The following is a 22,503-nucleotide window of genomic DNA, read 5'->3' on the forward strand; positions in this document are numbered from 1 at the left end:
AGAACTAGAACCACGGAGACACGAATGAAAAACGCCCCCCGCCTGACCCTGTGCGCCACCGCCGTGCTGAGCCTGATGGCCTCGGTGCAGGCCCAGACCGCCGAAACGCCCGCGACGCTGGAGCGCATCCAGATCACCGGCTCCTCCATCAAGCGCCTGGCCGGCGAGACGGCACTGCCGGTGTCGGTCATCAAGTCCGAGGAGCTGGAGGCGCGCGGCCATACCGAGCTGAAGGACCTGGTGCTGGAGATGCCGCAGTCCCTGTCCCTGGGCACCAACAGCGGCGCGGCCGGCCCGATGCTCAATCTGCGCGGCCTCGGCCCCATGCGCACGCTGACCCTGCTCAATGGCCGGCGGATGGCCAACGAGCCGCTGCAGGACCAATACGTCTCCGTCAACGTCATCCCGCGCATGGCGCTGGAGCGTGCCGAGACCCTGCGCGACGGCGCCTCGTCCATCTACGGCTCCGACGCCATCGGCGGCGTGCAGAACTTCTGGACCTACAACAGCTTCAAGGGCGCGCGCGTCAAGGCCGAGTGGAACCAGCCCGAGCATTCCGGTGGCGGCGAGACCAAGGCCATCGGCGCCATCCTCGGCGTCGGCGACCTGAACGCCAATGGCTGGAACGCCTACATCTCGCTGGACCATCAGCGCAAGTCGGCCCTGTTCAAGATCGACCGGCCCGAGCTATACGACTATGCGGTGCTGTCGGCCATGGGCCTGGGCCTGACGCCCGACAACAAGAACCCCAGCCCGACGGCCAACTTCGGCTTCGCGACCGGCGCCAACTCCAACTACAACCCGGCCTTCGCGACCGGCTGTGCGGCGCCTTACTCGCTGCCGACCCTGGGCGCCGGCAGCGTCGCCACGCCGGCCACCTATTCCAACGCCGGCTGCTACCGCAACCCCAACTACTACGACGCCGTCACCGACGGCAGCGAGATCACCAATGTCTTCGGCAAGCTGAGCTGGAAGATCAGCAACGATCACTCGCTGACGCTGGAAGGCCTGCACAGCAAGTTCAACGTCCAGAAGTACCGCGGCATGCAGGTGCCGGGTGCGACGGCGCCGGCCACCACCTACAGCATGCCCGCCACCAGCCGGTTCTATCCCGGCAAGGGCATCACGCCGGCGATCAAGGTGGTGGGCAGCAACACCGGCGCCAACTCGCCGGCCATGTTCATCGACGCGAGCAAGACGCCCGGCACCGTCACCGACCTGAACATGAACAACCGGACGATCTATTTCGTCTGGGGCCCGGCGGAGCTGGGTTCGGCCTACCGCAACGACGAGCAGACCAGCGACCGCCTGGTGCTGAGTGCCGAAGGCACGGTGGCCGGCTTCGACTACCGGGTCGGCCTGAACTACGGCCGGTCCCTCCGCGACACCCGCGCCGGCGCTGGCTACATCCTCTATTCCAAGGCCCAGGAGGGCTTCGCCAAGGGCATCCTGAATCCCTTCGGGCTGCAGGACGCCGAGGGCCTGGAGTACCTCAGGAGCATCGAGGCCAGCGACTACAGCTACCGCGTCAACCGCGCCTACAACCAGAGCGTGGACGCGACCATCACGCGCTCACTGATGGACCTGTCCGGTGGCCCGCTGATGCTGGCGGTGTCGGGCGAAGTGCGCCGCGACTCGGCCAAGGTCGAGGCCGCGCCGCTGGACTATGTCGCCAAGAACGCCAACGGCAGCTATGCCATCGACGCCTTCGGCAATGTCACCAAGCACGACCTCGTCGGCGAGACGCCCACCGGCGTGGCCCGCAAGCTGAGCCGCGACATCAAGTCGGCCGTCGTCGAAGTGGACGCTCCCATCACCAAACGCCTGAGCCTGAACGCTGCCGTGCGCGCCGACAGCTACAGCGACCTCGACACGACGACGGTCAACCCCAAGCTGTCGGCCCGCTACCAGGCCCTGGACGAACTGGTGCTGCGCGCCTCGGCCAACACGGGCTTTCGCGCGCCCTCCATCATGGACATCCAGAACCCCACGCCCGAGGTTCGCACGCAGATGATGGACGACCCGGTGCTGTGCCCCAGCACCACGCCCACCGTCACCAACACCGGCAACCCCGTCAACGGCTTCACACGTGACCAGGTCTGCAACCAGACCATCAGCTACTGGACCAAGTCGCCCGACAACAGCTTCCTCAAGCCCGAGAAATCCAAGGGCTGGACCCTGGGCCTGGCCCTGGAGCCCACCAAGGGCCTGCTGCTGACGGCCGACTACTGGGGCATCAAGCTGACCGACATGCTGGGTGCCGTGGCCATCGCCGAGGTGCAGCAGCAGCCCGCCAAGTACGCGACCAACATCATCCGCAAGGCCGACGGCACCATCGACTACATCATCGCCAGCCAGGCCAACCGTGGCGACACCAGCATCCGCGGCCTGGACCTGTCGCTGATGTACCGCATGGCGTCGGCGGTCGGCCAGTGGACCTTCCTGCTGGACGGCACCTACTACGAGAGCTACCGCTTCACGGCCGAGAAGGGCGGCGAGGTGCTGAGCAACGTCGGCATCATCACCAACGATGCGCGCTACGGCGGTGCCGGAGTCAACTCCGGCCTGGCCGGCATGCCGCAGATCAACCCACGCTGGAAGCACACCGCCTCCATCGGCCTGCGCAACGGTCCGTGGTCGGGCCTGGTCTCGGTGCGCTACAACACCGCGCTCACCGACATCACGCCGCGTGCCGGCTCCACGGTGAACCGCGTCAGCGCCTACAGCCAGTACGGCGCCAGCCTGGCCTATTCGGGCTTCAAGGGGCTCAAGCTGAGCCTGGCGGTCAACAACTTCACCAACGCCAACCCGCCGGTCACGTCCAACACCCTCTACACAGGCTATATCACCAGCCTGGCGGATGTGTTGGGCCGGGCCTGGAAGGTCACGGCCGACTACAGCTTCTGAGCATGCGCAGCCTTCGCTTGTTGATGCTCGGGGCCTTGCTGGCTGCCGGCCCGGCTCAGTCCAGCGGCATCGCCCACAAGGGCTGGACCCAGACCGAGGGCGGCCGTGGTGGCCGCATCCTCAAGGTCACGACGCTGGCGGCTTCAGGCCCCGGCAGCCTGAAGGAGGCTGTCGAGGCCAGTGGGCCGCGCATCGTCGTCTTCGAGGTGGGCGGCGTCATCGACATGGCCGGCCAGCCGCTGAAGATTGCCCAGCCCTTCCTGACGATTGCCGGGCAGACCGCGCCCGAGCCGGGCATCAGCGTCATCAAGGCCGAGACGACCATCGCGACCCATGACGTCGTCATCCAGCACCTGAGCTTTCGGCCCGGCGAGTTCGGCCGGCCCAAGAAGGGCGGTGGCGACCAGGACGGCATCTCGACCCTGGGCGGTGCCCACGACGTCATCGTCGACCACTGCAGCTTCTCCTGGGCCACCGACGAGAACCTGTCGGCCAGCGGCCCGCGCTTCGAGGGCAAGACGCCTGAAGACTGGCGCAAGGGCACGTCCCACCGCATCACCTACAGCCACAACCTCATCTACGAGGGCCTGGGCAACTCGGTGCACGAGAAGGGCGAGCACAGCAAGGGCTCGCTGATCCACGACAACACCAGCGGCGTGCTGATCTACGCCAATGTCTATGCGTCCAACCGCCAGCGCAATGCCCTCTTCAAGGGCGGCGCGCAGGGGGCCATGGTCAACAACCTCATCTTCAACCCCGGTGACCGCGGTGTTCACTACAACCTGCTCGCCAACGAGTGGGCGGGCCAGCCCTGGCAGGTCGGGCGCCTCACGCTGGTGGGCAACGCGATGCGCCACGGCCCGAGCACCGTGGCCGGCACGGCCTTGTTCACGATGCTGGGCCAGGGCGACCTGGAACTGCACATGAACGACAACCTCGCGCACGACACGCAAGGCCGGCCGGTGCCGCCGCTGGGCAACAACGCGCAGACGACGGGGAAGATCATCGTCATGGCCAGACCCGAGTTGCCGGCCGGCCTGGCCATTCGCCCCGCGGCCGATCTGGCGCGCGAACTGCCCGCTCGGGTCGGCGCACGTCCCTGGTCGCGAGATGCGCTGGATGCGAAGCTGCTGGCTGACATGGCGCAGGGCCAAGGCAAGCTGATCGACTCCGAGGTTGAGAATGCGCTGGGCTATCCGCGCCACGCGCCCACGCGCCGCGCCTTCAAGCCCGAGGACTGGAACCTCGACGACATGAGTCCCAAGGCCGGTTGGCCGAAACTGTGAGTCCCTCGTCCAGTCCTGCGCCGCTGCACGCGGGCAAGCCTGGTCGGTCCCCCGAGGGGACGGCGATGCTTGCGGCATTGAGCCGCAAGCACATCGCCAACGCGGGCCGGCTCGGGAGCGGCCCAGCGCTCGGCCCGAAATACGGAACACCACCGACATGAAGATGAAGCGACTTCTGCCATTGATTGCCGCCGGCCTTTGCGCGACGGCTGCCGCTCAGACCGCGCCCGCCGCCTCCGCGCCGCGCGGCGAGACCACCGCCAACGTCGCCACCGGACCGCGCCTCATCCTCGTCGGCGACTCGACGATGGCGCCGCGCAGCGGCTATGGCAATGCGCTGTGCGCCCGCTTTCAGCAGGTCGCCTGCATCAACCTCGCACGCGGTGGCCGCTCCAGCATGAGCTTTCGCGCCGAGGGTCTTTGGGCCACCGTCATGGCCTTGCTCAATGAAGGAACGAGCAAGCAGAAGACGCTGGTGCTGATCCAGTTCGGCCACAACGACCAGCCCGGCAAGCCCGGCCGCTCCACCGACCTGGCGACCGAGTTCGGCCCCAACATGGCGGGCTATGTGAAGGAAGTGAAGGCCGCGGGCGCCGAGGTGCTGCTGATCACGCCGCTGACGCGCCGGACCTTCAAGGAGGGCGAGCTGCCCAACGACCTGCGGCCCTGGGCTGAAGCCATCCTCAAGGTGGGTGCGGAGCAGGAAGTGCCGGTGTTGGATCTGAATGCCATCAGCCACGCGGCGGTTGCTGCCATGGGCCAGGCCGCGGCCGATACCCTGGCCGAGGCACCGCCGCGTTTTGATCGAACGCATCTGGGGCCCAAGGGGGCGGAGCTTTTCTCGGGGCAGGTGATGGAAGGGCTGATCAAGCTGAAGCCGGAACTGGCGAGCGCGAAGACGCTAGGGTCTTGACGGCCGCCGTGACCCGCTGACATACGATGCCCCGATGGGGTATCACATCAGCGTCCTGCGCTCGAAAGAAGGCAAGCAGCTTCCAATCTCCCTGGAGGAAGCGAAGGCCGCGGCGGCTGGGTTGGAGGGTTGGAGCTACAGCGACGCGCCGCCGACCTTTGCCTATGCGGGTGCCGATGGCCACTTCAATCTCTGGTACCAGGACGGCGAGCTCTGGACGCGGAATCCGGACGAATGGTGGATCGCTGCGATGCTGGTATTCGCTGGCCGCCTGGATGCGCGAGTGCGCGGCGACGAATGGGAAACCTATGAGTGCGGGAAAATCTACCTGCACCCCGACGATGCGCTGTTGAAGGCCGAAGCGCAAGTGGCTGGCGCGGATTGGCTTTCTCGCGAGCGCAAGCGACAGAAGTTCTACCGCAACGCCATCGTGGGTTTCTTTGTCACGCTCGGAGCCATCGGTTTCTTGGTTGGCAAATGGCTTGAAAGGCAGTGAATCAGGACATCGGTTTGCAAGGCACCGCAAAATCGACGTGATAGTGCTCGTCGTGCCTCACCCAGGCCCTGGCCTTCATGAACTTCAGATGCTGCTGCAGCCAGGCCCCGCGCGGTGTCGCGAACAGCCGCGGCAGGAAGGGCGGGTCGAGGATGACCTGGGTCAGGCCCAGGCCGCGAGCGGCAGCGGCGCGATGCAGTTCATACAGATGCTCGGCCAGGGCCGGGAAGTCGATGCGGTAGTCGCCCCAGCGGCCCTGGGCATCGAACTCGATGTCATAACCCCATTTGTCGCCCACGCTGGTTGGCAGCGGCACCGAGCGGCCGGCCGCGTCGCGCACGGGCACGAAGAAGTCGACCGACAGGCCGTTCTGATGGGATCGATGCGGCCTGAAGCGCCCGCCCGACGGCCAGCCCGTCTCACCGTAGACATAGCGGACCTCGGGCGTATGCGAGGCCAGTGCGGCATAGGCGTCCGTGACGATGTCGGCGACCTTGGCATGCACATGGGTGCGGCCCAGCGTGACGCCGAGGCGGCTGTAGGGCGAGAAGTTGGGGCCGCTGCCGGGCAGCGCGGCACCGTCCTGGAGGCGGCCCTTGCTGACCGTGCCAAAGCATTCGCTGGCACCCACGGGCCCGGCGGCGAGCAAGGCGGCGATCAGCAGCCAGTTCCGAGTCACGGCGCTCCGGCGTCCGCGAGGGATTCCCGCACCCAGGCCGCGTATTCGTCCGTACCGGCGATGACGGGCAGCGCATAGATGGCCGGCAGCTCGTAGGGGTGCTGTTCGCGCAGCAGGACGTCGAGGGCCGGGTAGTGGGCCCTGTCGGTCTTGAACATCAGCCTCACCTCGTCCTCGCAGGCGACCTCGCCCTGCCAGCGGTAGGTGCTGCGGATGGCCTCGGTCTGCACGCAGGCCGCCAGGCGCCGCTCGACGGCGGCGCTGGCGAGGGTGTCGGCCTGGGCCTGGGTGGCGACGGTGGTGAAGACGGCGAGCAGATCCATCGCCTCAGGGCGCTGCCTTGGGCTTGGGCCGGTGGATCATGGTCCTCTGGTACCAGGCCTCGTTCATGCGCGTCAGGAAGTCGGGCGTGACCAGGAAGCCGCAGCCGTCCCCGATCACGGCTTCGCTGCCGCAGTGCGGGCACATGGCGGTCTGCTCGGCGATGGCCTTGGGGTCTTCCATGTTCTGCACCGTCAGGCCGGTCCAGCCGACGATGGCATCGGGCCTGAAGATCTGCAGGCAGTTGCAGCAGCCGCAGCGCTTGCTCTTCTCGATCTGGGCGTAGTTGTTGGTCGTGTAGCGGTAGGCGGCGAGCAGTTCGTTCATGGGGCGTCCTTGGCTTGGCGGCTGCTGATTCAGGATGTCAGCGCATCATGAACCTGTGGCGTGCTTGCGCCCAGTTGCCTGACAAGCATCCCTGCTTCTGCCTCCTCCAGCGCGCCGCCGAAGCGGATGGTGCGAGCGCCATAGTCAAACGCAATGGCGCCGCTGCCCGCGCCGAAGAATGGCGGGACCCAGGCGCCCTGCGAGCCGAAGGGTTGAGCGGGTGCACCGGACGGGCGCAGGCGCTTGACGTCGGCCAGTCGGTAGTGCTTGGTGAAACCGATGCCCAAGGCCTCGACGCGATAGGCCAGCACGCCGCCGCCCAGGGTGATGACTTCGCGGCCTGCCAGTTGCCAGGCCAGGGTGGCCAGCGTGGCGGCGCCCCCCAGCGTCCAACCAACCAGCCAGACGAGCAGGAAGGCTTGAGGTGTCTTCTCCGACGGCGACAGCAACTGCTGCGTGACCTGCACCTCGCCGAAGGCCCAGCCCACCAGCCATACGCAGAGGAACAGCATGGTGGGAATGCTGCGCCCGGCGGGCAGTGTGGCCCGCAGCCCTTGCGGCGTTGCATCGACCACGAAGCGGGGCGACTCGGGTTCGACGGTGGTCATCGGCTTCCTCCTGGAGTGGGCGCCCTGCTGGGCGTCGTGTTTTGGGACCTGGCGCGTGGCCGGGCCGCAGGCAACTATGCCAACAGAAGGACGACCCTCAGCCCCGGGCTTTCATCCAGGCTGTGGAGGCGACCTGTTGCGCCGCGTCGAAGTGGTGCCCGCCTGGGGCGGCACGCGCCGTGAATCCGCCTGCCTCGGGCCAGGCCCGTTCGAGCTGCCGCCAGGCCGCCTGCGTGGCATCCCAGGGGAACAGCTTGTCTTGCGGCGACCCGAACAGCAGCAGTGGCCGCGGCGCGATCAGCGCGGCCACATCCGGGTGGTCCAGCTCGGCCGCCAATCCCGGGTGCGCCATGCTGAAAGCCGATTGCCCCACCAGGGTGTGCTCGCCCGGCCGCAGCAGGCCTTCGCGCGTGCACATCCAGTGCGCGGCGACGCAGGCCGAGACCTCCTCGCAGACGGCGGCCAGCTGCCAGGCACGGAAGGCGCCCATGGAGAAGCCCAGCACGGCCACGCGCTTCGGGTCGACGCCAGGCTGTTCGCGCAGCCAGCGATGCGAGCGCAGGTCGTCGCTGGCGATGAGGCCGGCCCAGCTGTGGCCGAGCTGCAGCAGGTGGTTGGCCAGGGCCTGCTGGTCGTCGCGGGCAAAGCCGGGCCGGCTGCGCTCGCCCCAGCCGAGGGCGTCGACGGCCAGCACCGCAAAGCCGGCCTCCACCAGCCTGTCGCCGACGAAGCGGCCGCCGAAATAGCGCTGCGTCCAGGCCTCGGCGGCCGGGCTGGGGGACAGCGGGCGGATCAGCTTTTCCTTGCCGATGTCGAAACGCGCGCCGTGGTCGTGCAGCAGCAGCACGGCCGGATGCGGGCCCGAGCCGGCCGGGCGCAGGAAGAGGGCGGGGAGACGCTCGCCCAGCGCGCCGCGAAAGCTCAGCGACTGGGCGACATGGCTGCCGCGATCCTGCTCGGCGAGGATTCCGGTCGCGAAGCCGCTGCCATCGTCGCCGGGCTGCAGGACGAGTCGTCGCGCCGTGGCCAGGGCCTCGCGGCGCCAGCCCGCATCGGGCCGCCAGGCCAGGCGCGGGCGCCAGGCCTGCTGCAGGCGGGACAGGCTGTCGTCCAGCCCCGCGGCGCGGCCGAGCAGCGGCGATAGCGTTGACAGGGCCATGCCGGCGAGCAGGCGGCGACGGACGGTGCTGCTCATGGTCTGACTGGAGCCTCAAGCCCTTGGCGCTGTGCCAGAGTCGGGAGGCGTTCCCCGTCCCAGAAACCGTGATGCTGCGCCGCCGCCAAGCCTGTCTCCTGCCCCTGGCCCTGCCGGGAGCGTGGGCCTGGGGCGACGACGGCAAGGCCGTGCTGCGCATCGGCTGGAGCGACTACCCGCCTTTCCAGCGCCCCGGCCCCAACGGCGGACCCCAGGGCCTGGACATCGAGCTGTTGGAGCTGCTGGCCGCAGCCGCGGGCGAGCGCCTGCAATGGCTGCGCCGGCCCTGGGCGCGGCAGATGGCCGATGCGGCCCAGGGGGAACTGGACCTCATCCCCTCCGCCACCCCGACGCCGGAGCGCATGGGCTTCGCCGAGTTCACCCAGTCCTATCGCAACGAACGCGTGGCCCTGCTGGGCCTGGCCGGCACGGCGCCGCTGCACCGGCTGGCCGAGCTCAAGGGCCGGCCGGCCAGGATCGGCTACATCCGCGGCGTGGCCTTCCCGGTGGCGGTGCGGCGCGAGCTGGAGGACCCGGAGCTGCAGCGCCTGCTGCAGCCCCTGTATGCCAACGACCTGACGCTGTCGGCCCTGCGCGGCCGCCGGGTCGACTACGTCATCGACGATCCGGCGACGCTGCTGCTGCGCGCCGCGCGCGAGCCGGGCGAGGCCTTGGAGGTGGTGCTGGAGCTGGTCGTCAGCCCCGTGCACCTGCTGGTCGCCCGGCGGGCCATCGAGCTCAGGCCCGACCTGCTCGCGCGGCTCAACCACGGCCTGCAGCGGGCGCGGCAACTGCCGGAATGGGGCCAGGTCATGGCCCGTTATCCGGGGCTCTAGCCGCCCACCCATTTCGGCAGCGCCATCGACAGCGCCGGGATGTAGGTGGCGGCCAGCAGCGTCACCAGCAGGGCGCCGTAGAAGGGCGCGATGGAGCGCATGACCTGGCCGACGCTGACGCCGCCGATCGCGCAGCCGACGAACTGGGTGCTGCCCACAGGCGGCGTGTTCAGGCCGAGGGCGCAGTTCAGCAGCATGACGACGCCGAACTGCGTCGGGTCCATGCCGGCCTTCATGCAGATGGGCAGGAAGATGGGCGTGCAGATCAGGATGGTGGCCGCCATGTCCAGGAAGGTGCCGAGCACGAAGAGCAGCACGTTGACCCACAGGAAGATCAGCCAGGCCTGGTTGCCGCTCATCTGTTCCAGCCATTCGCCGGTCTTCTGCGGCACTTCATAGAGAGCCATGAAGTAGCCGAAGGCGGCCGAGATGCCGATCAGCAGCAGCACGACGCCGGTCGTCTTGCAGGCCTTGGCGCAGGCGGCCAGGAAGCCGTGCCAGGACAAGGAGCGGTAGGCGATGCCGGTCACGATCAGCGCCCAGCAGACGGCCGTGGCGGCCGACTCGGTGGCCGTGAACACGCCGCTCAGGATGCCGCCCAGGATGATGGCAATGACCAGCAGGCCGGGCAGGGCCGCGACAAAGGCCGAGAACACCGCCGACCAGCCGGGGAAGGCGCCATGCGTGGGGTAGCCGCGCTTGCGCGCCACCGCATAGGCGGCGACGAGGTTGGACAGCGTCAGCAGCGCCGCCGGGATCAGGCAGGCCAGGATGAGGTTGAAGACGCTGACCGCCGCGATGCCGGCCGTGGCCAGCACATAGATGATGAGGTTGTGCGAGGTCGGCATCAGCGCACCGACCAGGGCCGCGTGCGTCGTCACGTTGACCGCGTAGTCGGCGTCATAGCCCTCGCGCTTCATCAGCGGGATCATCACCGAGCCCATGGCCGACACATCGGCCAGCGGCGAGCCGGCCACGCCGCCGAACAGCGTGCAGCCCAGCACATTGCTCATCCCCAGGCCGCCGCGCACATGGCCCACCAGGCGGTTGGCGAAGTTGACGATGCGCTCGGCGATGCCGCCATGCAGCATCAGCTCGCCGGCAAAGATGAAGAAGGGAATCGCCAGGAAGGAGAAGACCTGCATGCCGCCCACCATCTTCTGGAAGACGATGGCCATGGGCAGGTCAGCCGCGAAGGCCGTGGCGACGGAGGACAGGCCGATGGCGAAGGCCACCGGCACGCCCAGCAGCAACAGCAGCACGAAGCTGCCGCACATGATCCAGAGTTCCATGCCTTCCATGTCAGACCCCCGCCTCTTCGATGGCTTGGCCGCGGAAGAGGGCGATCAGGTGCTCGATGCAGAACAGCACGATGAGGACGCCGGAGATGACCAGGGGCAGGAAGTCCAGCCCCTCGGGCACGCCCAGCAAGGGCTTGGGCTCGGCCCATTTCAGCGTCAGCCATTCCCAGCCGGCGGCGGCCATCAGCAGGGCGAAGGCAATGACGCAGACGTGGATCAGCCCTTCGGCCACGCGCTGTGCCGCCTTGGGCAGCAGGGCGACGAGGGACTCCATGCCGAGGTGGCCGGCGTCGCGCACGCCCACGGCCACGGCCAGGGCGGTGATGTAGAGCACCAGCAGCAGGGCGACGGGCTCGGTCCACGTCGGCGAGTCGTTCAGCAGATAGCGGCCGATGACCTGCCACTGCACGCAGACGACCAGGATGACGAGGCCGAGCACGGCCGCGCGCAGCGACCAGCGCGACAGCGCCGCGCAGAGCTTGGTGTAGGCGCTCATTTGACTTCGTTGATGGCCTTGACCAGGGCCTGCAGCTCCGGCGTATTGACGAACTTGGCGATGACCGGCTGCACGGCCTGGCGGAAGGGCTCGCGGTCGGGCTGCACGATCTCGGCGCCGGCGGCCTTCACGGCGGCCAGGGCCTTGGCTTCCTGCGCGTCCCATTTCTCGCGCTCGACCGTGACCGAGGCCTTGGCGGCCTCGCGCAGCTGCTTCTGCTGGTCGGGCGTCAGCTTGTCCCAGATGCGCTTGCTGATGAACAGCCCCTCGGGCGTCATCGAATGCTCGGTGCGGCTGTAGAACTTGGCCGCCTCGAAGTGGCGGAAGCCGTCATAGCTCGGCACATTGTTCTCGGCCGCGTCGATGAGGCTGGTCTTGAGGCCGGTGTAGACCTCGCCGATGGGCATGGGCGAGGGATTGGCGCCCAGGGCCGTCATGGCGGCCACCCACAGGTCGGTCTGCTGCACGCGGATCTTCAGCCCCTTCATGTCGGCCAGGGTCTTGATGGGCTTGCGCGCATAGACGGAACGGGCGCCGGAGTCGTACAGGGCCAGGCCCACCATGCCCTGGTGCTCGCAGGCCTTGAGGATCTCCTCGCCGGCCGGACCGTCGAAGGCCTTGCGCATATGGGCCGTGTCGCGGAACAGGAAGGGCAGGGAGGGCACCAGGGTCTTGGGGCACATGGCCGCCAGCGGCGCGAGGTTGACGCGCGTCATCGCCAGGGCGCCGAGCTTGACCTGGTCGATGGTCTCCTTCTCGCTGCCCAGGGCCCCCTTGTTGAAGACCTTGACCGTCAGCGCGCCGCCGCTGCTTTTGGCCAGCAGCTGGCCCAGGTGCTTGACGGCGACGACGGTGGGGTAGTCGTCGCTGTTGTGCACGTCGGCGGACTTGAGCTCCAGCGCGCTGGCTGAAGTTGCCAGCAGGGCGGCGATGAGGGGGATGAACTTCTTCATGGCTTGTCTCCTAGTCGAGAGCGCGGTAGCGCAGGTTCGAGAAGCGCGCCTCGCCGCTGCCGGCGGCGTAGAGCGCGGGGCGCAGGCTGGCGAAGCCGCCCGCGGTGTTGTGGTGGTAGCCGCTGACGTCCATCTGCACCGGGAACTTGCTCCAGGGCTGGGCGGCGTCGGCACGGCTGTAGAGGGTCAGGACGTGGCGCACGCACTTCAGCTTGAGCTGCATGCGGCGCGCGATGCCGGCGGGCTTGGGCACGGCGCGGATGTCCTGGCCGTAGCGGTGCAGCTGGAAGCTCTTGGCATTGGCGCCCATGCCGGCGTACAGGCGTGGGCTGTAGAACATGACCAAGCCGGCCTGCACGCCTTCGTCGATGTCCAGGTCGAACTCCATCTCGAAGGCCGGATCGCCCTGGATGAAGCCCAGCGGCGGGCTGTCGCCGGGGCCCTTGCTGCCGGCCGCGCGCAGATGCAGCTTGCCTTCCGCCACGCGGGCGCGCGGCGCTTGGCCGCTGCCGCTGAGGAATTGCCAATGGGGCTTGAGCGTCGTGCCGCCGAAGTCGTCCGACAGGGCCTGGCCATGGGGCAGTGCCTGGCCGCCCTTGAGCTTGGGCAGGGGCGCGCCGTCATCGGCATCGACATGGAACCAGCCGTCGGCGCTGAAGCGAGCCGGCGCCAGCAGCATCTGCCGGCCCAGGGTATGGAAGCTGTTCTCGTAGCCGTGGTACAGCATCCACCAGCCGCCGTCGGGCCCCTGCACCAGGCTGCCATGGCCGCGCGACCACCAGCGCTCGCGCGGCGATCGCGTGCGCATCAGCGGGTTGTGCGGCGCCTGCTCCCAGGGGCCTTCAAGAGTGCGGCTGCGCGCGGCGATGACCATATGGCCGGTCGGCGGCCCCGCCGTGCCGCCGACGGCCAGCAACATATGCCACCAGCCGCCATGGCGCAGCATCTTGGGTCCCTCGGGCGAGAAGCTCTCGACGTCCCAGTCTTCCGGGTAGCGCCAGGGGTCGTAGACATGCTCGATGGGGCCGGCGAGCTTCAGGCCGTCGTCGCTGAGGCGCACCTGATCGCCGCCCGACAGGAAGAGCCAGCGCTGGCCGTTCTCGTCGGCGACATGGGTGGGATCGATGTGGCGCGGCAGGCCCAGTGCGACGGGCTTGGACCAGGGGCCCTCGATGCGATCCGCCCACATGACGAGGATGTCGTTGGGCTGGGCCTTGACCGGCAGATAGAGGTAGTAGCGACCGTTGTGCTTGCACAGGTCGGGCGCCCAGACGCTGCCGACGGCTTCATGCAGCGCGTTGGCCAGCGGCCGCCAGTTGACGAGGTCGCGCGAATGCCAGATCAGCAGCCCCGGCACGGCCTCGAAGCTGGAGTGGGTCAGGTAGTAGTCGTCGCCGTCCTTCAGCACGGACGGATCGGGGCGGTCGCCGGCCAGCACCGGGTTCATGAAGCGGCCGTCGCCAAGATCGGCCTTGCGCTGGCCCTCGATGCCTTTCGGCCAGGGGCGGCAGGGCGGCAGATAGGGCTGGCCCGGCGCGTCGGCGCAGTCGGCGGCAAAGGCGGGAGGCGCCGCAAGCAAGGCCAGCAGCTCGCGGCGCAACAGCCTCATCGGGAGACCTGCGTGAACAGCGATTGCCAGCCCGCCTTCGGCGCCATGTCAGCGAGATTCCAGTCGGCCTCGACGAAGGTGCGCTGCGTCGGCTTGCGTCGGGGCAGGCCATCCGGGTTGTTCTGGGTCTCGTCGTCGATGAGCTGGCCGCGGTCTTCGGCGATGTCGCTGAGCTGCTTGAAATCCAGCGGGTCGCGCGCCCAGGGTCGCGAGCCGACATACAGCGGCAGCAGCTTCTCCAGCTCGCGCGGCGGCAGCCAGTTCAGGCCCGGCGGCAGATAGGGCTGGCGCACGGCGATGATGTCGGCGCTGGTCGTGTACTTGCCCGTCATCGGCAGGGGCTGGCCCTGGCGGTCGACGGCGATGTTGTCCTGCTCGTAGAGCTGCACATCGCCGACGCCGCCCAGCGTGAACAAGGGCAGGTTGCGCTCGGTGCCGGGCCCGGCGCGGTAGACATTGCCGGCCAGCGTGAGCTTGCCGACCTGGTAGGGCCGGCCCACCCACTCGTGGGCGATGAGGTTGTAGTGGACGGCGCGGGCGCCGGGGTTGTAGATGAGGTTGTTGACCATCGCGCCCCAGACACCGCCCTTGAACAGCGCGTTGCGCTCGCGGTTGGACGCATAGACATTGCCCAGCAGCAGGATCTGCGTGGCGTTGTCGTGGATCAGCGAGCCCTTGCTGTGCTCGCCCTTGAGGTGGACGGCCTCGCCCAGGCCCTCGTAGATGAGGTTGTGGCTGAAGGTGAGGGCATGCGAGGTGTGGGCGCGCCAGTCGTCGGGCGTGGCGCCCTCGAAGCGCCGGCCGCCGGCGGACAGGTTCTCGTCGGTGGCCCAGGAGAAGCTGCAGTGGTCGACGATGACGCGCTCGGCGCCGTCGCCGGTGGACAGGCCGTCATGGTCGCCGCCGCTGCGCTTGGCGCGGCCATAGGCACCGGGGCGGAGGCTGATGTGCTGGACGATGACGTCCTTGGCGAACACCTCCAGCTCGCCCTTGATCAGGGTGATGCCGGGGTCGGGCGCGGTCTGGCCGGCGACGGTCAGCTTGCCTTCGCGCAGCTTCCAGCTCTTGCCGCCCATGTCGATGACGCCGCCGACCTCGAAGACGACGATGCGCGGGCCCGGCGTGTCCAGGGCCGCCTTCAGGCTGCCCGGGCCTTCGGCCGCCAGCGTCGTCACGCGGATGATCCGGCCGCCCTGGCCGCCCGTCGTCTGCGCCCAGCCGGCGTGCACATAGGTGGCGGGATGCAGGGGCGCGGTTGTCGTCTGCGCGTGGCAGAGGCCGGCCGCCAGGGCCAGCGTGCAGAGGATTCGCATGGCGGGTTCAGCCCATCAGGTCTTGCATGGCCTCGCGCGGGATCAGCGCGCCGGGGTGCTGGATGACGCGGGCCGCCAGCCGGTTGCCGAAGGCGGCGCTCTCCGCCGGCGCCGCGCCGCGCAGGCGCTGGCCCAGATAGCCGGCCGCGAAGGAATCGCCGGCCGCCGTCGTGTCGACGACGCGGGCCACCGTCTCGGTGGCCACGTCCTGCCAGACATGGTTGAGGCCGACGCGCGTGGGCAGGGCGCCGCGCTTGATGGCGATCTCGGCCACCGGCAGGGCCTGGGCCGCGGTGACGGCGGTGTCGAGATCGGCGAAGCCATGCAGGGCCTGGTGGTCGTCGGCCGTGATGAGGGCGACGCCGGCCGCGGCGAAGGCGCGCTGGTACCAGTAGCGCGCATCGGCCACCGAGTCCCACAGCCTGGGGCGGTAGTTGTTGTCGAAGGCCACCAGCTTGCCGCTGGCCCGCATGCGCGCCATCAGCGCCAGCACGCGCTCGCGTCCGGCCTGGGGCAGGATGGCCAGGCTGATGCCGGACAGATAGAGGGCGTCCAGCGCATCGGCCTGCTCTTCCAGGGCTGTGGTCGCGGTGTCGAAATAGGCCCTTGCCGCCGCCTGGCCGCGCCAGTAGTGGAAGCGCCGCTCGCCGCCCTCGTCCAGCTCGATCAGGTAGAGGCCGGGCACGCGGCCGGGCAGGCGCTGCACCAGGCCGGTCTGCACGCCCTCGGCACTCCAACGCTCCAGCAGGCCGCTGCTCAGGGAGTCATCACCCAGGGCCGTCGCGTAGTGCACGCGCAGATGGTCGCCACCGCAGCGGGCCAGGTAGACGGCGGTGTTCAGGGTGTCGCCACCAAAGCTCTGACGCAGCTGGCCGAAGGCCTGGCCCTGCAGTTCCAGCATGCACTCGCCCAAGGCGGCAATGGACACCGGCCGGGCGGCGGGCGCGGAAGAAGTGTTCACGAATCAAAAAATGAAACAACGGTTCAATAAAGATATCTGACCCGGTCCATTTTGATCACATGGTTTACCCCGCCTGCTCAAGGACTTGATTGGATGGGGGCACTGCGCGCCCGGGCCGACACCGGCGTTCCCTCCCGCCGTGGGGCATCAAGCCAGGCCTGCCCGGCCTTGGCTCCGAGCGTCGCGTCAGACGGCGATGCTGCGCCAGGCGGCTTCGGCCAGCAGGCCCGCATAGGCCGTCGGCCTGGCCCGGCGCCGGCCGGCCAGCCAGCCCCGGCAATAGGACTCGGCGCCGCCCAGCACCAGGGCCGGGATCAGCTCCGTGGGCAGCTCGGTGATCAGGCCTTCGCGTACCCCTTCGGCCAGACGGGCGTCGATGGGGGCGTAGCGCACCTCCAGCCGCTCGCGCAGTTCCTCGCCATGCGGCCCCTGGGCGACAGTCTCGCGGGCCATGAAGAGGAAGGCGGCCAGCTCGGGCAGGGCCGTGACCCAGCCGACATAGGCGGCCACCAGCTCGGCCACGACGGCATGGGCGTCCGGCGCGCCGGCCGTGCGCTCGGCGATGGCGCGGCTCTGGTCGTCGAAGCCGGCGAGGAAGAGGGCGGCCGCCACGCCCTCCTTGTTGCCGAAGTGGTGGTAGATCGTGCCCACGCTCTGGCCACTGCCGGCGCGCAGGTCCTCGATGGTGGCGGCCTCGATGCCGCTGGCGTTGAAGCTGGCCAGCGCATGCTTGAGCACCGCGCGCCGGCTCGCGCCGCGCGGGCCGGGGCAGGCGCGCTCCAGCGCGGCGTTCAACGCGGCTTTCGGGGCAGTAGAAGCACGGGGTCGGCTCATTAGAACGAAATTCTAGAATCGTTTTCGAGCCGAGACACGGAGGATCGATGCGACTGCCCAATCTGCTGGCATCCCGCAAGGGGCGCATTGCGGCGTTCTTCCTGATGTATCTGACCGAAGGCCTGCCCATAGGCTTCGCGATGACGGCCGTGGCGACCCAGCTGCGCCGCCAGGGCATGGGCACGGCCGAGATCGGCGCCTTCCTCGGCATGGTGCTGCTGCCCTGGGCTTTCAAATGGGTCTATGGCCCCTTCGTCGACCTGATCGCCTCCAGGCGTTTCGGCCCGCGCCGCGGCTGGATCCTTGGCGCCCAGCTGATGATGGTGCTGTCGCTGCTGGGCCTGACCCGCCTCGACCTGGCAACCCAGCTCGGCCTGTTCACGGCTCTGCTCGTCGTCCACAACCTCTTTGGCGCCGTGCAGGACGTGGCCGTTGACGCGCTGGCCGTGACCACGCTGCGCGAGGACGAGCGCGCCTTCGCCAGCGGCATGATGTTCGGCGGCCAGTCCCTGGGCGTGCTGGTGGGCGGCGGCGGGGCCTTGCTGATGATGGGCCGCATCGGCTTCGAGGCGGGCATCGTCGTGCTGGCGCTGACCATCCTGGCCGTCATGGTGCTGGTGGTCCTGCCGATGCGGGAGGAGGCCAGCGCCCAGGCGCCGCGTTCCGCTGGCATGGCCGCCGTGGCCGGCGAGGTGGCCGGCTTCCTGCGCCAGGCCTTGACGGCCCTGCTGGGTTCGCGCCTGGCCTTTGCCGGCCTGCTGTTCGCTCTGTTGCCCATCGCGGCCATGGCCCTGCAGCGCGGGCTGCAGTCCAACCTGGCCGTCGACCTGGGCCTGTCCAACGACCAGATCGCCTGGCTGGCCACGGCCTCGCAGGCCGCGACGGCCCTGACCTGCATCGCCGGCGGCTGGCTGTCCGATCGCGTCAACCTGCGCCATGCGATGGCGGTCTATGTGCTGATGCTGAGCCTGCCGGGGCTCTACCTGATGCTGGAGCTGCAGCGCCACGGCTGGGCGCCCGGGCAGGCGGCGCCGGCGGCCCTGGTCACGGCCTTCATGGCCGCCGTCGTCATCCACCAGCTGCTGTTCGGCTTCATCTATGGCGCCCGCGTGGCCCTCTTCATGGGCATCACGCGGCCCGCCGTCGCCGCCACCCAGTTCTCCGCCTACATGGCGCTGACCAATCTTTCCATCACCTATAGCGTCGTCTGGCAGGGCTATGCCGTCAAGCAATGGGGTTATGCCGCGACGCTGGGCCTGGATGCCCTGACCGGCCTGGCCTGCCTGATCCTGCTGCCCCTGCTGAAACCCAAGTCCCCATGAACCTCGTCATCAACGCCCTGGGTGTCCTCGACAACCCCAATATCCGCATCCAGCCCAGCGCCGGCGACCGCAGCGCCATGGCCTACACCAGCACGGGCCAGCATGTCGACGACCGCTCCCTGTGCGATGCCCGCGCTGCCGGCCTGACGGCCGTCAACATCACGCTGGGCCATGTGGCTGGCAGCGCCGAACCCTTCGAGGCGACACTGGCCGACATCGCCGGCTGGGACGCCTTCATCCGGGCCCGGCCGACGCTGCTGCGCAAGGTGCACACCGCCGCCGACATCGACGCGGCCCGCGCGGCCGGCCAGATCGGCGTCATCTACGGCTTCCAGAACACCGAGATGCTGGGCAGCAGCGTCGACTGCGTGGCCCACTTCGCCAGCCTGGGCGTGCGCGTCATCCAGCTGACCTACAACGGCCGCAACGCCGTCGGCTGCGGTGCGACGGTGGCTGACGACACCGGCCTGAGCGCCTTCGGTGCCCAGGTGGTCGAGCGCCTGCAGGCCGAGGGCGTGCTGGTGGACCTCAGCCACAGCAGCGAGCGGACCTGCCTGGACGCGCTGCGCCTGGCGCGCCGGCCGCTGGCCATCACCCACACCGGCTGCCGCGCCGTGGCCGACCATCCGCGCAACAAGAGCGATGCCGAGCTGCGCCTGCTGGCCGACAAGGGCGGCGTCGTCGGCCTCTACTTCATGCCCTATCTGCGCCTGGCCGGCCAGCCGCTGGCGTCGGACCTCATCAACCACCTCGAGCACGCCATCGACGTCTGCGGCGAGGACCATGTCGGCCTGGGCACCGATGGCGGCACCACGGCCATCGACGACATGGCCGCCTACCGCGCGATGCTGGCCGCCGAGACCGAGCTGCGCCGCAGCATGGGCATAGGCGCCCCGGGCGAGACGCCCGATGTCAGCCTCTTCCTGCCCGACCTCTGTGGCCCGATGCAATTCATCGAGCTGGCCGAGCTGCTGGCCGCGCGAGGGCATGGCGCGGCCCGCATCGACAAGATCCTGGGCGGCAACTTCCGCCGCGTCATGGCCGAGGCCTGGCAATGAAGCTGCTCTTCGTTGCGCTGGCCCTCGTCGCCAGCGCCGCCTGCGCGCGCGAGGACCGCGTCCAGATCCACGGCAATGCCGCCGGTACCCAGACCCTGTCCAGCCCGGAGCCTGGCGTCACGGCCGCCGACTACCGCTTCAACGACCGCGGCCGCGGCGATGTCATCCAGGCGCGCTGGCGGCTGGATGCGAACGGCTTGCCGACCCGCTACGAAGCCCAGGGCAACGACTACTGGAAGGTCGAGTTCAGCGAGCGCTTCGAGCGCGACGCCGGCGGCCTGGCCCGCTGGCGCAACCGCATCGAGACGGGCGAGACGCGCTCGAGCGGCTTCTACCTGCCCGCCAATCCGCCGCCCGAGTTCATGGGCGTGCTGACGCGGGCCCTGCTGAAGGCGCCGGGGCGGCGGCTGAAGTTGCTGCCGGCCGGCGAAGCCTGGCTGGAGGGCGGGGCCGATGTCGACGCGGCGGGCCGCAAGCTGACCCTCTACCGCATCAGCGGCATCGAGTTCACGCCGGTGCCAGTCTGGCTGGACGACAAGGGCGATACGGCCGCCGTCGTCGACGACTGGTTCGAGGTGCTGGAAGCGCCGCTGCTGCCGGCGTTGGCGGAACTGCAGCGCGCCCAGCAGGCGGCCGACCAAGCCTGGCATGCCCGCCTCGCCCAACAGCACACCCACAAGCCCAAGGGCGGGCTGGTGATCCGCAACGCACGGCTTTTCGACCCCGTCTCCTTGAGCGTGCGCGCCGGCATGAGCGTGCTGGTGCGCGGTGAGCGCATCGTGCGTGTCGAGCCCGACGCCGATCTCGAGGTGCCGGCCGGCGCCGAGGTCATCGCCGCCAACGGCCGGCTGCTGATGCCGGGCCTGTGGGACGTGCACCAGCATTTCAGCAATGTCGACGGCGTCTTCGACCTGATCGCCGGCGTGACCAGCGCGCGCGACATGGCCAACGACAACCTGCCGATGCTGGCGCGGGTGAAGCGCTTTGACGCCGGCACGGAACTCGGCCCGCGGGTGACCTTGGCGGGCATCATCGAAGGCATGGGCCCGCTGGCCGGCCCGACCGACGTCAAGGTCGACACGGCCGACAAGGCCCGTGCCGCGGTGGACTGGTATGCCGACCACGGCTATGCCCAGGTCAAGATCTACTCGTCCTTCAGCCCGGCCCTGGTTGCGGCCGTGGCCGACCGCGCTCACGAGCGCGGCCTGCGCGTCAGTGGCCATGTGCCCGCCTTCACGCATGCCCAGGCCTTCGTGGAGGCCGGGGCGGACGAGATCCAGCACCTGAACTTCGTCCTGTTGAACTTCTTCCCCGACGTGAAGGACACGCGCACCCGCGACCGCTACACGGTGCTGGCCGATCGCCTCGCGCAGTTCGATTTCAATGATGGCCGCTTCCAGGATTTCGTCGCCTTCCTGCGCCGCCACCAGACCGTGCTGGACCCGACCATGGTCGTGCTCGAAGGCCTGTTCTCGGGCGAGCCCGCGCGCGCCGCGCCGGCGCTGCGGCCGGTGGTGCAGCGTTTCCCGACGGTGGTGAAGCGCCGCCAGCTGTCCGGTGCCGTCGCCGTGCCGGCCGGCAAGGAGGCCGTCTACGCCCAGGCCCTGCCGGGCCTGCTGCGCATGCTCAAGCAGCTGCATGATGGCGGCGTCACCCTGATGCCGGGCAGCGACGGCTTTGCCGGCTACAGCCTGCACCGCGAGCTGGAGCTGTATGCGCGGGCCGGCATCCCCAACGCGGAGGTGCTGCGCATCGCCACGCTGACGCCGGCCCGCGTGCTCGGCGTCGAGAAGGATCGCGGCACGATCGCGCCGGGCAAGCTGGCCGACATGATCCTGGTCGACGGCGACCCGCTCAAGGACATGAGCGACATCCGCCGCGTGTATCGCACCATCAAGGGCGGCCAGGTCTATGACCCGGCGGCTCTGGAACAAGCCATGGGAATGAGGCCCCGATGAACAAGATCGAACGATTCAACAGCGGCCAGGTCGTGCCGGCCAGCGTGCCTTTCCCCGAAGGCGTGCGCGTCGGCCCCATGCTTTATCTCTCGGGCCAGCTCGGCAATGTGCCGGGCCAGCTGATGCTCGTCGAAGGCGGCCTGCGAGCCGAGGCGCGGCAGACGCTGGAGAACATCCGCAGCGTGCTGCGCGGCCAGGGCCTGGATCTGCAGCACCTGGTGCGCTGCACCGTGATGCTGGCCGACATGGCCGACTGGCCGGCCTTCAACGAGGTCTACCGCGAGTTCTTCGGCGACACGCCGCTGCCGGCGCGCAGCGCCCTGGGCTGCAACGGCCTGGCCCTGGGGGCGCGCGTCGAGATCGAGTGCATCGCCGCCGATTCAGCCTGATTCGCGCAGCGCGGCCTCGTACTGCGCGGTGAGCTGCTCCAGCTCGCCGCTGTCGCGCAGGCGCCGGATGACCTCGGCCACGCGCGCTGCGATGTCCTTGCGGCGGATGTGCAGATAGTGGTGCAGGTCGAAGCGGGCCAGGTCGGGCGAGCTGTCCAGGTCCTTGAGGCCGAGCTCGGCCAGCGAGGACTGGGCCGCCTGCGTCGTGCACAGGGCCACGTCGATGCGGCCGGCGGCCAGCATGCGGAACAGCTGCAGCGGGTTCTGCGTCAGCGTCAGCGCTGGATGGTGCTCGGTCATCTCCTGCACATAGACCATGCCGCGGATGGAGCCGAGCGAGTAGTGCTTGAGATCGTCGCGCGACTGCACGCTGACGGCGCGGGCGGGCAGGGCATAGGCGCGCACGCTGACACGGTAGAAGCTCGGGTCCACGCGCAGCAGCTGGGGGTAGGTCTGGCCATAGCTGGCGATGCGGATCAGCTCGCCATCGGCCTTGTCGGACAGGGCCGTCAGGCTGGCGCGCGGCGCCGGCTGCACATCGATCTGCAGGCCCAGGCCGGTGCGGCGGTAGATCTCGGTCAACAGCCGGGCGGCCACCGCGCTGGCCCCGGTCTTGTTGACGGCCGTGACCACCAGGGTCTCGGCCGCCCGCGCCTGCGGCAGGGCCAGGCCCGCCAGCGTTGCGGCGAGCAACCGGCGTCTGCCGGCGGATTCGGGACTGCCTGCGTCCATGCCTCACCT

Annotated in this window: 22 protein-coding genes; 9 read left to right on the forward strand and 13 right to left on the reverse strand. The window is 69.2% G+C overall.

The annotated features are described in order from the left end of the window. Nucleotides 1–24: 24 nt before the first annotated feature. The 4 genes from AC07OY_RS17185 (at nt 25) to AC07OY_RS17200 (ending at nt 5,602) form a co-directional block, all read left to right on the forward strand. Nucleotides 25–2,907: a TonB-dependent receptor domain-containing protein gene (locus tag AC07OY_RS17185; protein WP_495043824.1), complete on the forward strand. Its 2,883-nt coding sequence runs from the start codon at nt 25–27 to the stop codon at nt 2,905–2,907. A 2-nt stretch (nt 2,908–2,909) separates the two neighbouring features. Next, nucleotides 2,910–4,193, forward strand: a complete 1,284-nt coding sequence (locus AC07OY_RS17190; protein ID WP_495043825.1) for a pectate lyase family protein — start codon at nt 2,910–2,912, stop codon at nt 4,191–4,193. Between the two features lie 163 nt (nt 4,194–4,356). After that, the gene (locus AC07OY_RS17195; protein ID WP_495043826.1) at nt 4,357–5,106 is read left to right on the forward strand and encodes a rhamnogalacturonan acetylesterase; all 750 of its coding nucleotides are present in this window, start codon (nt 4,357–4,359) and stop codon (nt 5,104–5,106) included. Nucleotides 5,107–5,140: 34 nt separating this feature from the next. After that, nucleotides 5,141–5,602: a hypothetical protein gene (locus AC07OY_RS17200; protein ID WP_495043827.1), complete on the forward strand. Its 462-nt coding sequence runs from the start codon at nt 5,141–5,143 to the stop codon at nt 5,600–5,602. A 1-nt stretch (nt 5,603) separates the two neighbouring features. On the opposite strand, the gene AC07OY_RS17205 is transcribed toward AC07OY_RS17200, so the two are convergent. From AC07OY_RS17205 to AC07OY_RS17225, 5 genes are all read right to left on the reverse strand, one after another. Further along, entirely contained in the window at nt 5,604–6,281 is a 678-nt protein-coding gene (locus tag AC07OY_RS17205; protein ID WP_495043828.1) for a penicillin-insensitive murein endopeptidase, read from the reverse strand. After that, nucleotides 6,278–6,604: a divalent-cation tolerance protein CutA gene (gene cutA / locus AC07OY_RS17210; RefSeq protein WP_495043829.1), complete on the reverse strand. Its 327-nt coding sequence runs from the start codon at nt 6,602–6,604 to the stop codon at nt 6,278–6,280. Before cutA ends, AC07OY_RS17205 begins: the two co-directional genes overlap by 4 nt. A 4-nt stretch (nt 6,605–6,608) precedes the next feature. Then, entirely contained in the window at nt 6,609–6,929 is a 321-nt protein-coding gene (locus tag AC07OY_RS17215; RefSeq protein WP_495043830.1) for a hypothetical protein, read from the reverse strand. Between the two features lie 29 nt (nt 6,930–6,958). Next, the gene (locus AC07OY_RS17220; RefSeq protein WP_495043831.1) at nt 6,959–7,537 is read right to left on the reverse strand and encodes a hypothetical protein; all 579 of its coding nucleotides are present in this window, start codon (nt 7,535–7,537) and stop codon (nt 6,959–6,961) included. A gap of 97 nt (nt 7,538–7,634) precedes the next feature. Then, nucleotides 7,635–8,732, reverse strand: coding sequence for a dienelactone hydrolase family protein (locus AC07OY_RS17225; protein ID WP_495043832.1), 1,098 nt, complete (start codon nt 8,730–8,732; stop codon nt 7,635–7,637). A gap of 71 nt (nt 8,733–8,803) precedes the next feature. Here AC07OY_RS17225 and AC07OY_RS17230 point away from each other — a divergent pair, with 71 nt between their 5' ends. Next, nucleotides 8,804–9,568, forward strand: coding sequence for a substrate-binding periplasmic protein (locus AC07OY_RS17230; protein ID WP_495043833.1), 765 nt, complete (start codon nt 8,804–8,806; stop codon nt 9,566–9,568). On the opposite strand, the gene AC07OY_RS17235 is transcribed toward AC07OY_RS17230, so the two are convergent. The 7 genes from AC07OY_RS17235 to AC07OY_RS17265 form a co-directional block, all read right to left on the reverse strand. Then, nucleotides 9,565–10,860: a TRAP transporter large permease gene (locus AC07OY_RS17235; RefSeq protein ID WP_495043834.1), complete on the reverse strand. Its 1,296-nt coding sequence runs from the start codon at nt 10,858–10,860 to the stop codon at nt 9,565–9,567. The genes AC07OY_RS17230 and AC07OY_RS17235 overlap by 4 nt on opposite strands. Nucleotides 10,861–10,870: 10 nt before the next feature. Beyond that, complete coding sequence (locus AC07OY_RS17240) at nt 10,871–11,365, reverse strand: TRAP transporter small permease (RefSeq protein ID WP_495043835.1); 495 nt, start codon at nt 11,363–11,365, stop codon at nt 10,871–10,873. Continuing rightward, nucleotides 11,362–12,318, reverse strand: a complete 957-nt coding sequence (locus tag AC07OY_RS17245; protein ID WP_495043836.1) for a TRAP transporter substrate-binding protein — start codon at nt 12,316–12,318, stop codon at nt 11,362–11,364. The genes AC07OY_RS17240 and AC07OY_RS17245 overlap by 4 nt, the downstream gene beginning before the upstream one ends. A gap of 10 nt (nt 12,319–12,328) precedes the next feature. Beyond that, nucleotides 12,329–13,927, reverse strand: coding sequence for a family 43 glycosylhydrolase (locus AC07OY_RS17250; protein WP_495043837.1), 1,599 nt, complete (start codon nt 13,925–13,927; stop codon nt 12,329–12,331). Next, a complete protein-coding gene (locus AC07OY_RS17255; protein WP_495043838.1) occupies nt 13,924–15,240 on the reverse strand; it encodes a pectate lyase family protein in 1,317 nt (438 codons plus the stop codon). The genes AC07OY_RS17250 and AC07OY_RS17255 overlap by 4 nt, the downstream gene beginning before the upstream one ends. Nucleotides 15,241–15,247: 7 nt before the next feature. Then, nucleotides 15,248–16,201 (reverse strand): sugar kinase, encoded by a 954-nt coding sequence (locus tag AC07OY_RS17260; protein ID WP_495043839.1) that lies wholly within the window; start codon nt 16,199–16,201, stop codon nt 15,248–15,250. Nucleotides 16,202–16,387: 186 nt separating this feature from the next. After that, on the reverse strand, nt 16,388–16,996 hold the full coding sequence (locus tag AC07OY_RS17265; RefSeq protein WP_495043840.1) for a TetR/AcrR family transcriptional regulator: 609 nt from the start codon (nt 16,994–16,996) through the stop codon (nt 16,388–16,390). A gap of 86 nt (nt 16,997–17,082) precedes the next feature. Here AC07OY_RS17265 and AC07OY_RS17270 point away from each other — a divergent pair, with 86 nt between their 5' ends. Genes AC07OY_RS17270 through AC07OY_RS17285 form a run of 4 tightly spaced genes read left to right on the forward strand, consistent with a single transcriptional unit; the run spans nt 17,083 to nt 21,762 of the window. Next, nucleotides 17,083–18,357 (forward strand): MFS transporter, encoded by a 1,275-nt coding sequence (locus AC07OY_RS17270; RefSeq protein WP_495043841.1) that lies wholly within the window; start codon nt 17,083–17,085, stop codon nt 18,355–18,357. Then, nucleotides 18,354–19,415, forward strand: a complete 1,062-nt coding sequence (locus AC07OY_RS17275) for a dipeptidase (protein WP_495043842.1) — start codon at nt 18,354–18,356, stop codon at nt 19,413–19,415. Before AC07OY_RS17270 ends, AC07OY_RS17275 begins: the two co-directional genes overlap by 4 nt. Further along, nucleotides 19,412–21,373 (forward strand): amidohydrolase family protein, encoded by a 1,962-nt coding sequence (locus AC07OY_RS17280; protein ID WP_495043843.1) that lies wholly within the window; start codon nt 19,412–19,414, stop codon nt 21,371–21,373. Before AC07OY_RS17275 ends, AC07OY_RS17280 begins: the two co-directional genes overlap by 4 nt. Continuing rightward, nucleotides 21,370–21,762: a RidA family protein gene (locus AC07OY_RS17285; protein WP_495043844.1), complete on the forward strand. Its 393-nt coding sequence runs from the start codon at nt 21,370–21,372 to the stop codon at nt 21,760–21,762. Before AC07OY_RS17280 ends, AC07OY_RS17285 begins: the two co-directional genes overlap by 4 nt. Here AC07OY_RS17285 and AC07OY_RS17290 read toward each other — a convergent pair. Next, nucleotides 21,754–22,494, reverse strand: coding sequence for a substrate-binding periplasmic protein (locus tag AC07OY_RS17290; protein ID WP_495043845.1), 741 nt, complete (start codon nt 22,492–22,494; stop codon nt 21,754–21,756). The two genes, AC07OY_RS17285 and AC07OY_RS17290, sit on opposite strands and share 9 nt — an antisense overlap. Nucleotides 22,495–22,503: the final 9 nt, after the last annotated feature.

It is taken from the genome of Roseateles sp. GW821-FHT09H10 (assembly GCF_059415865.1).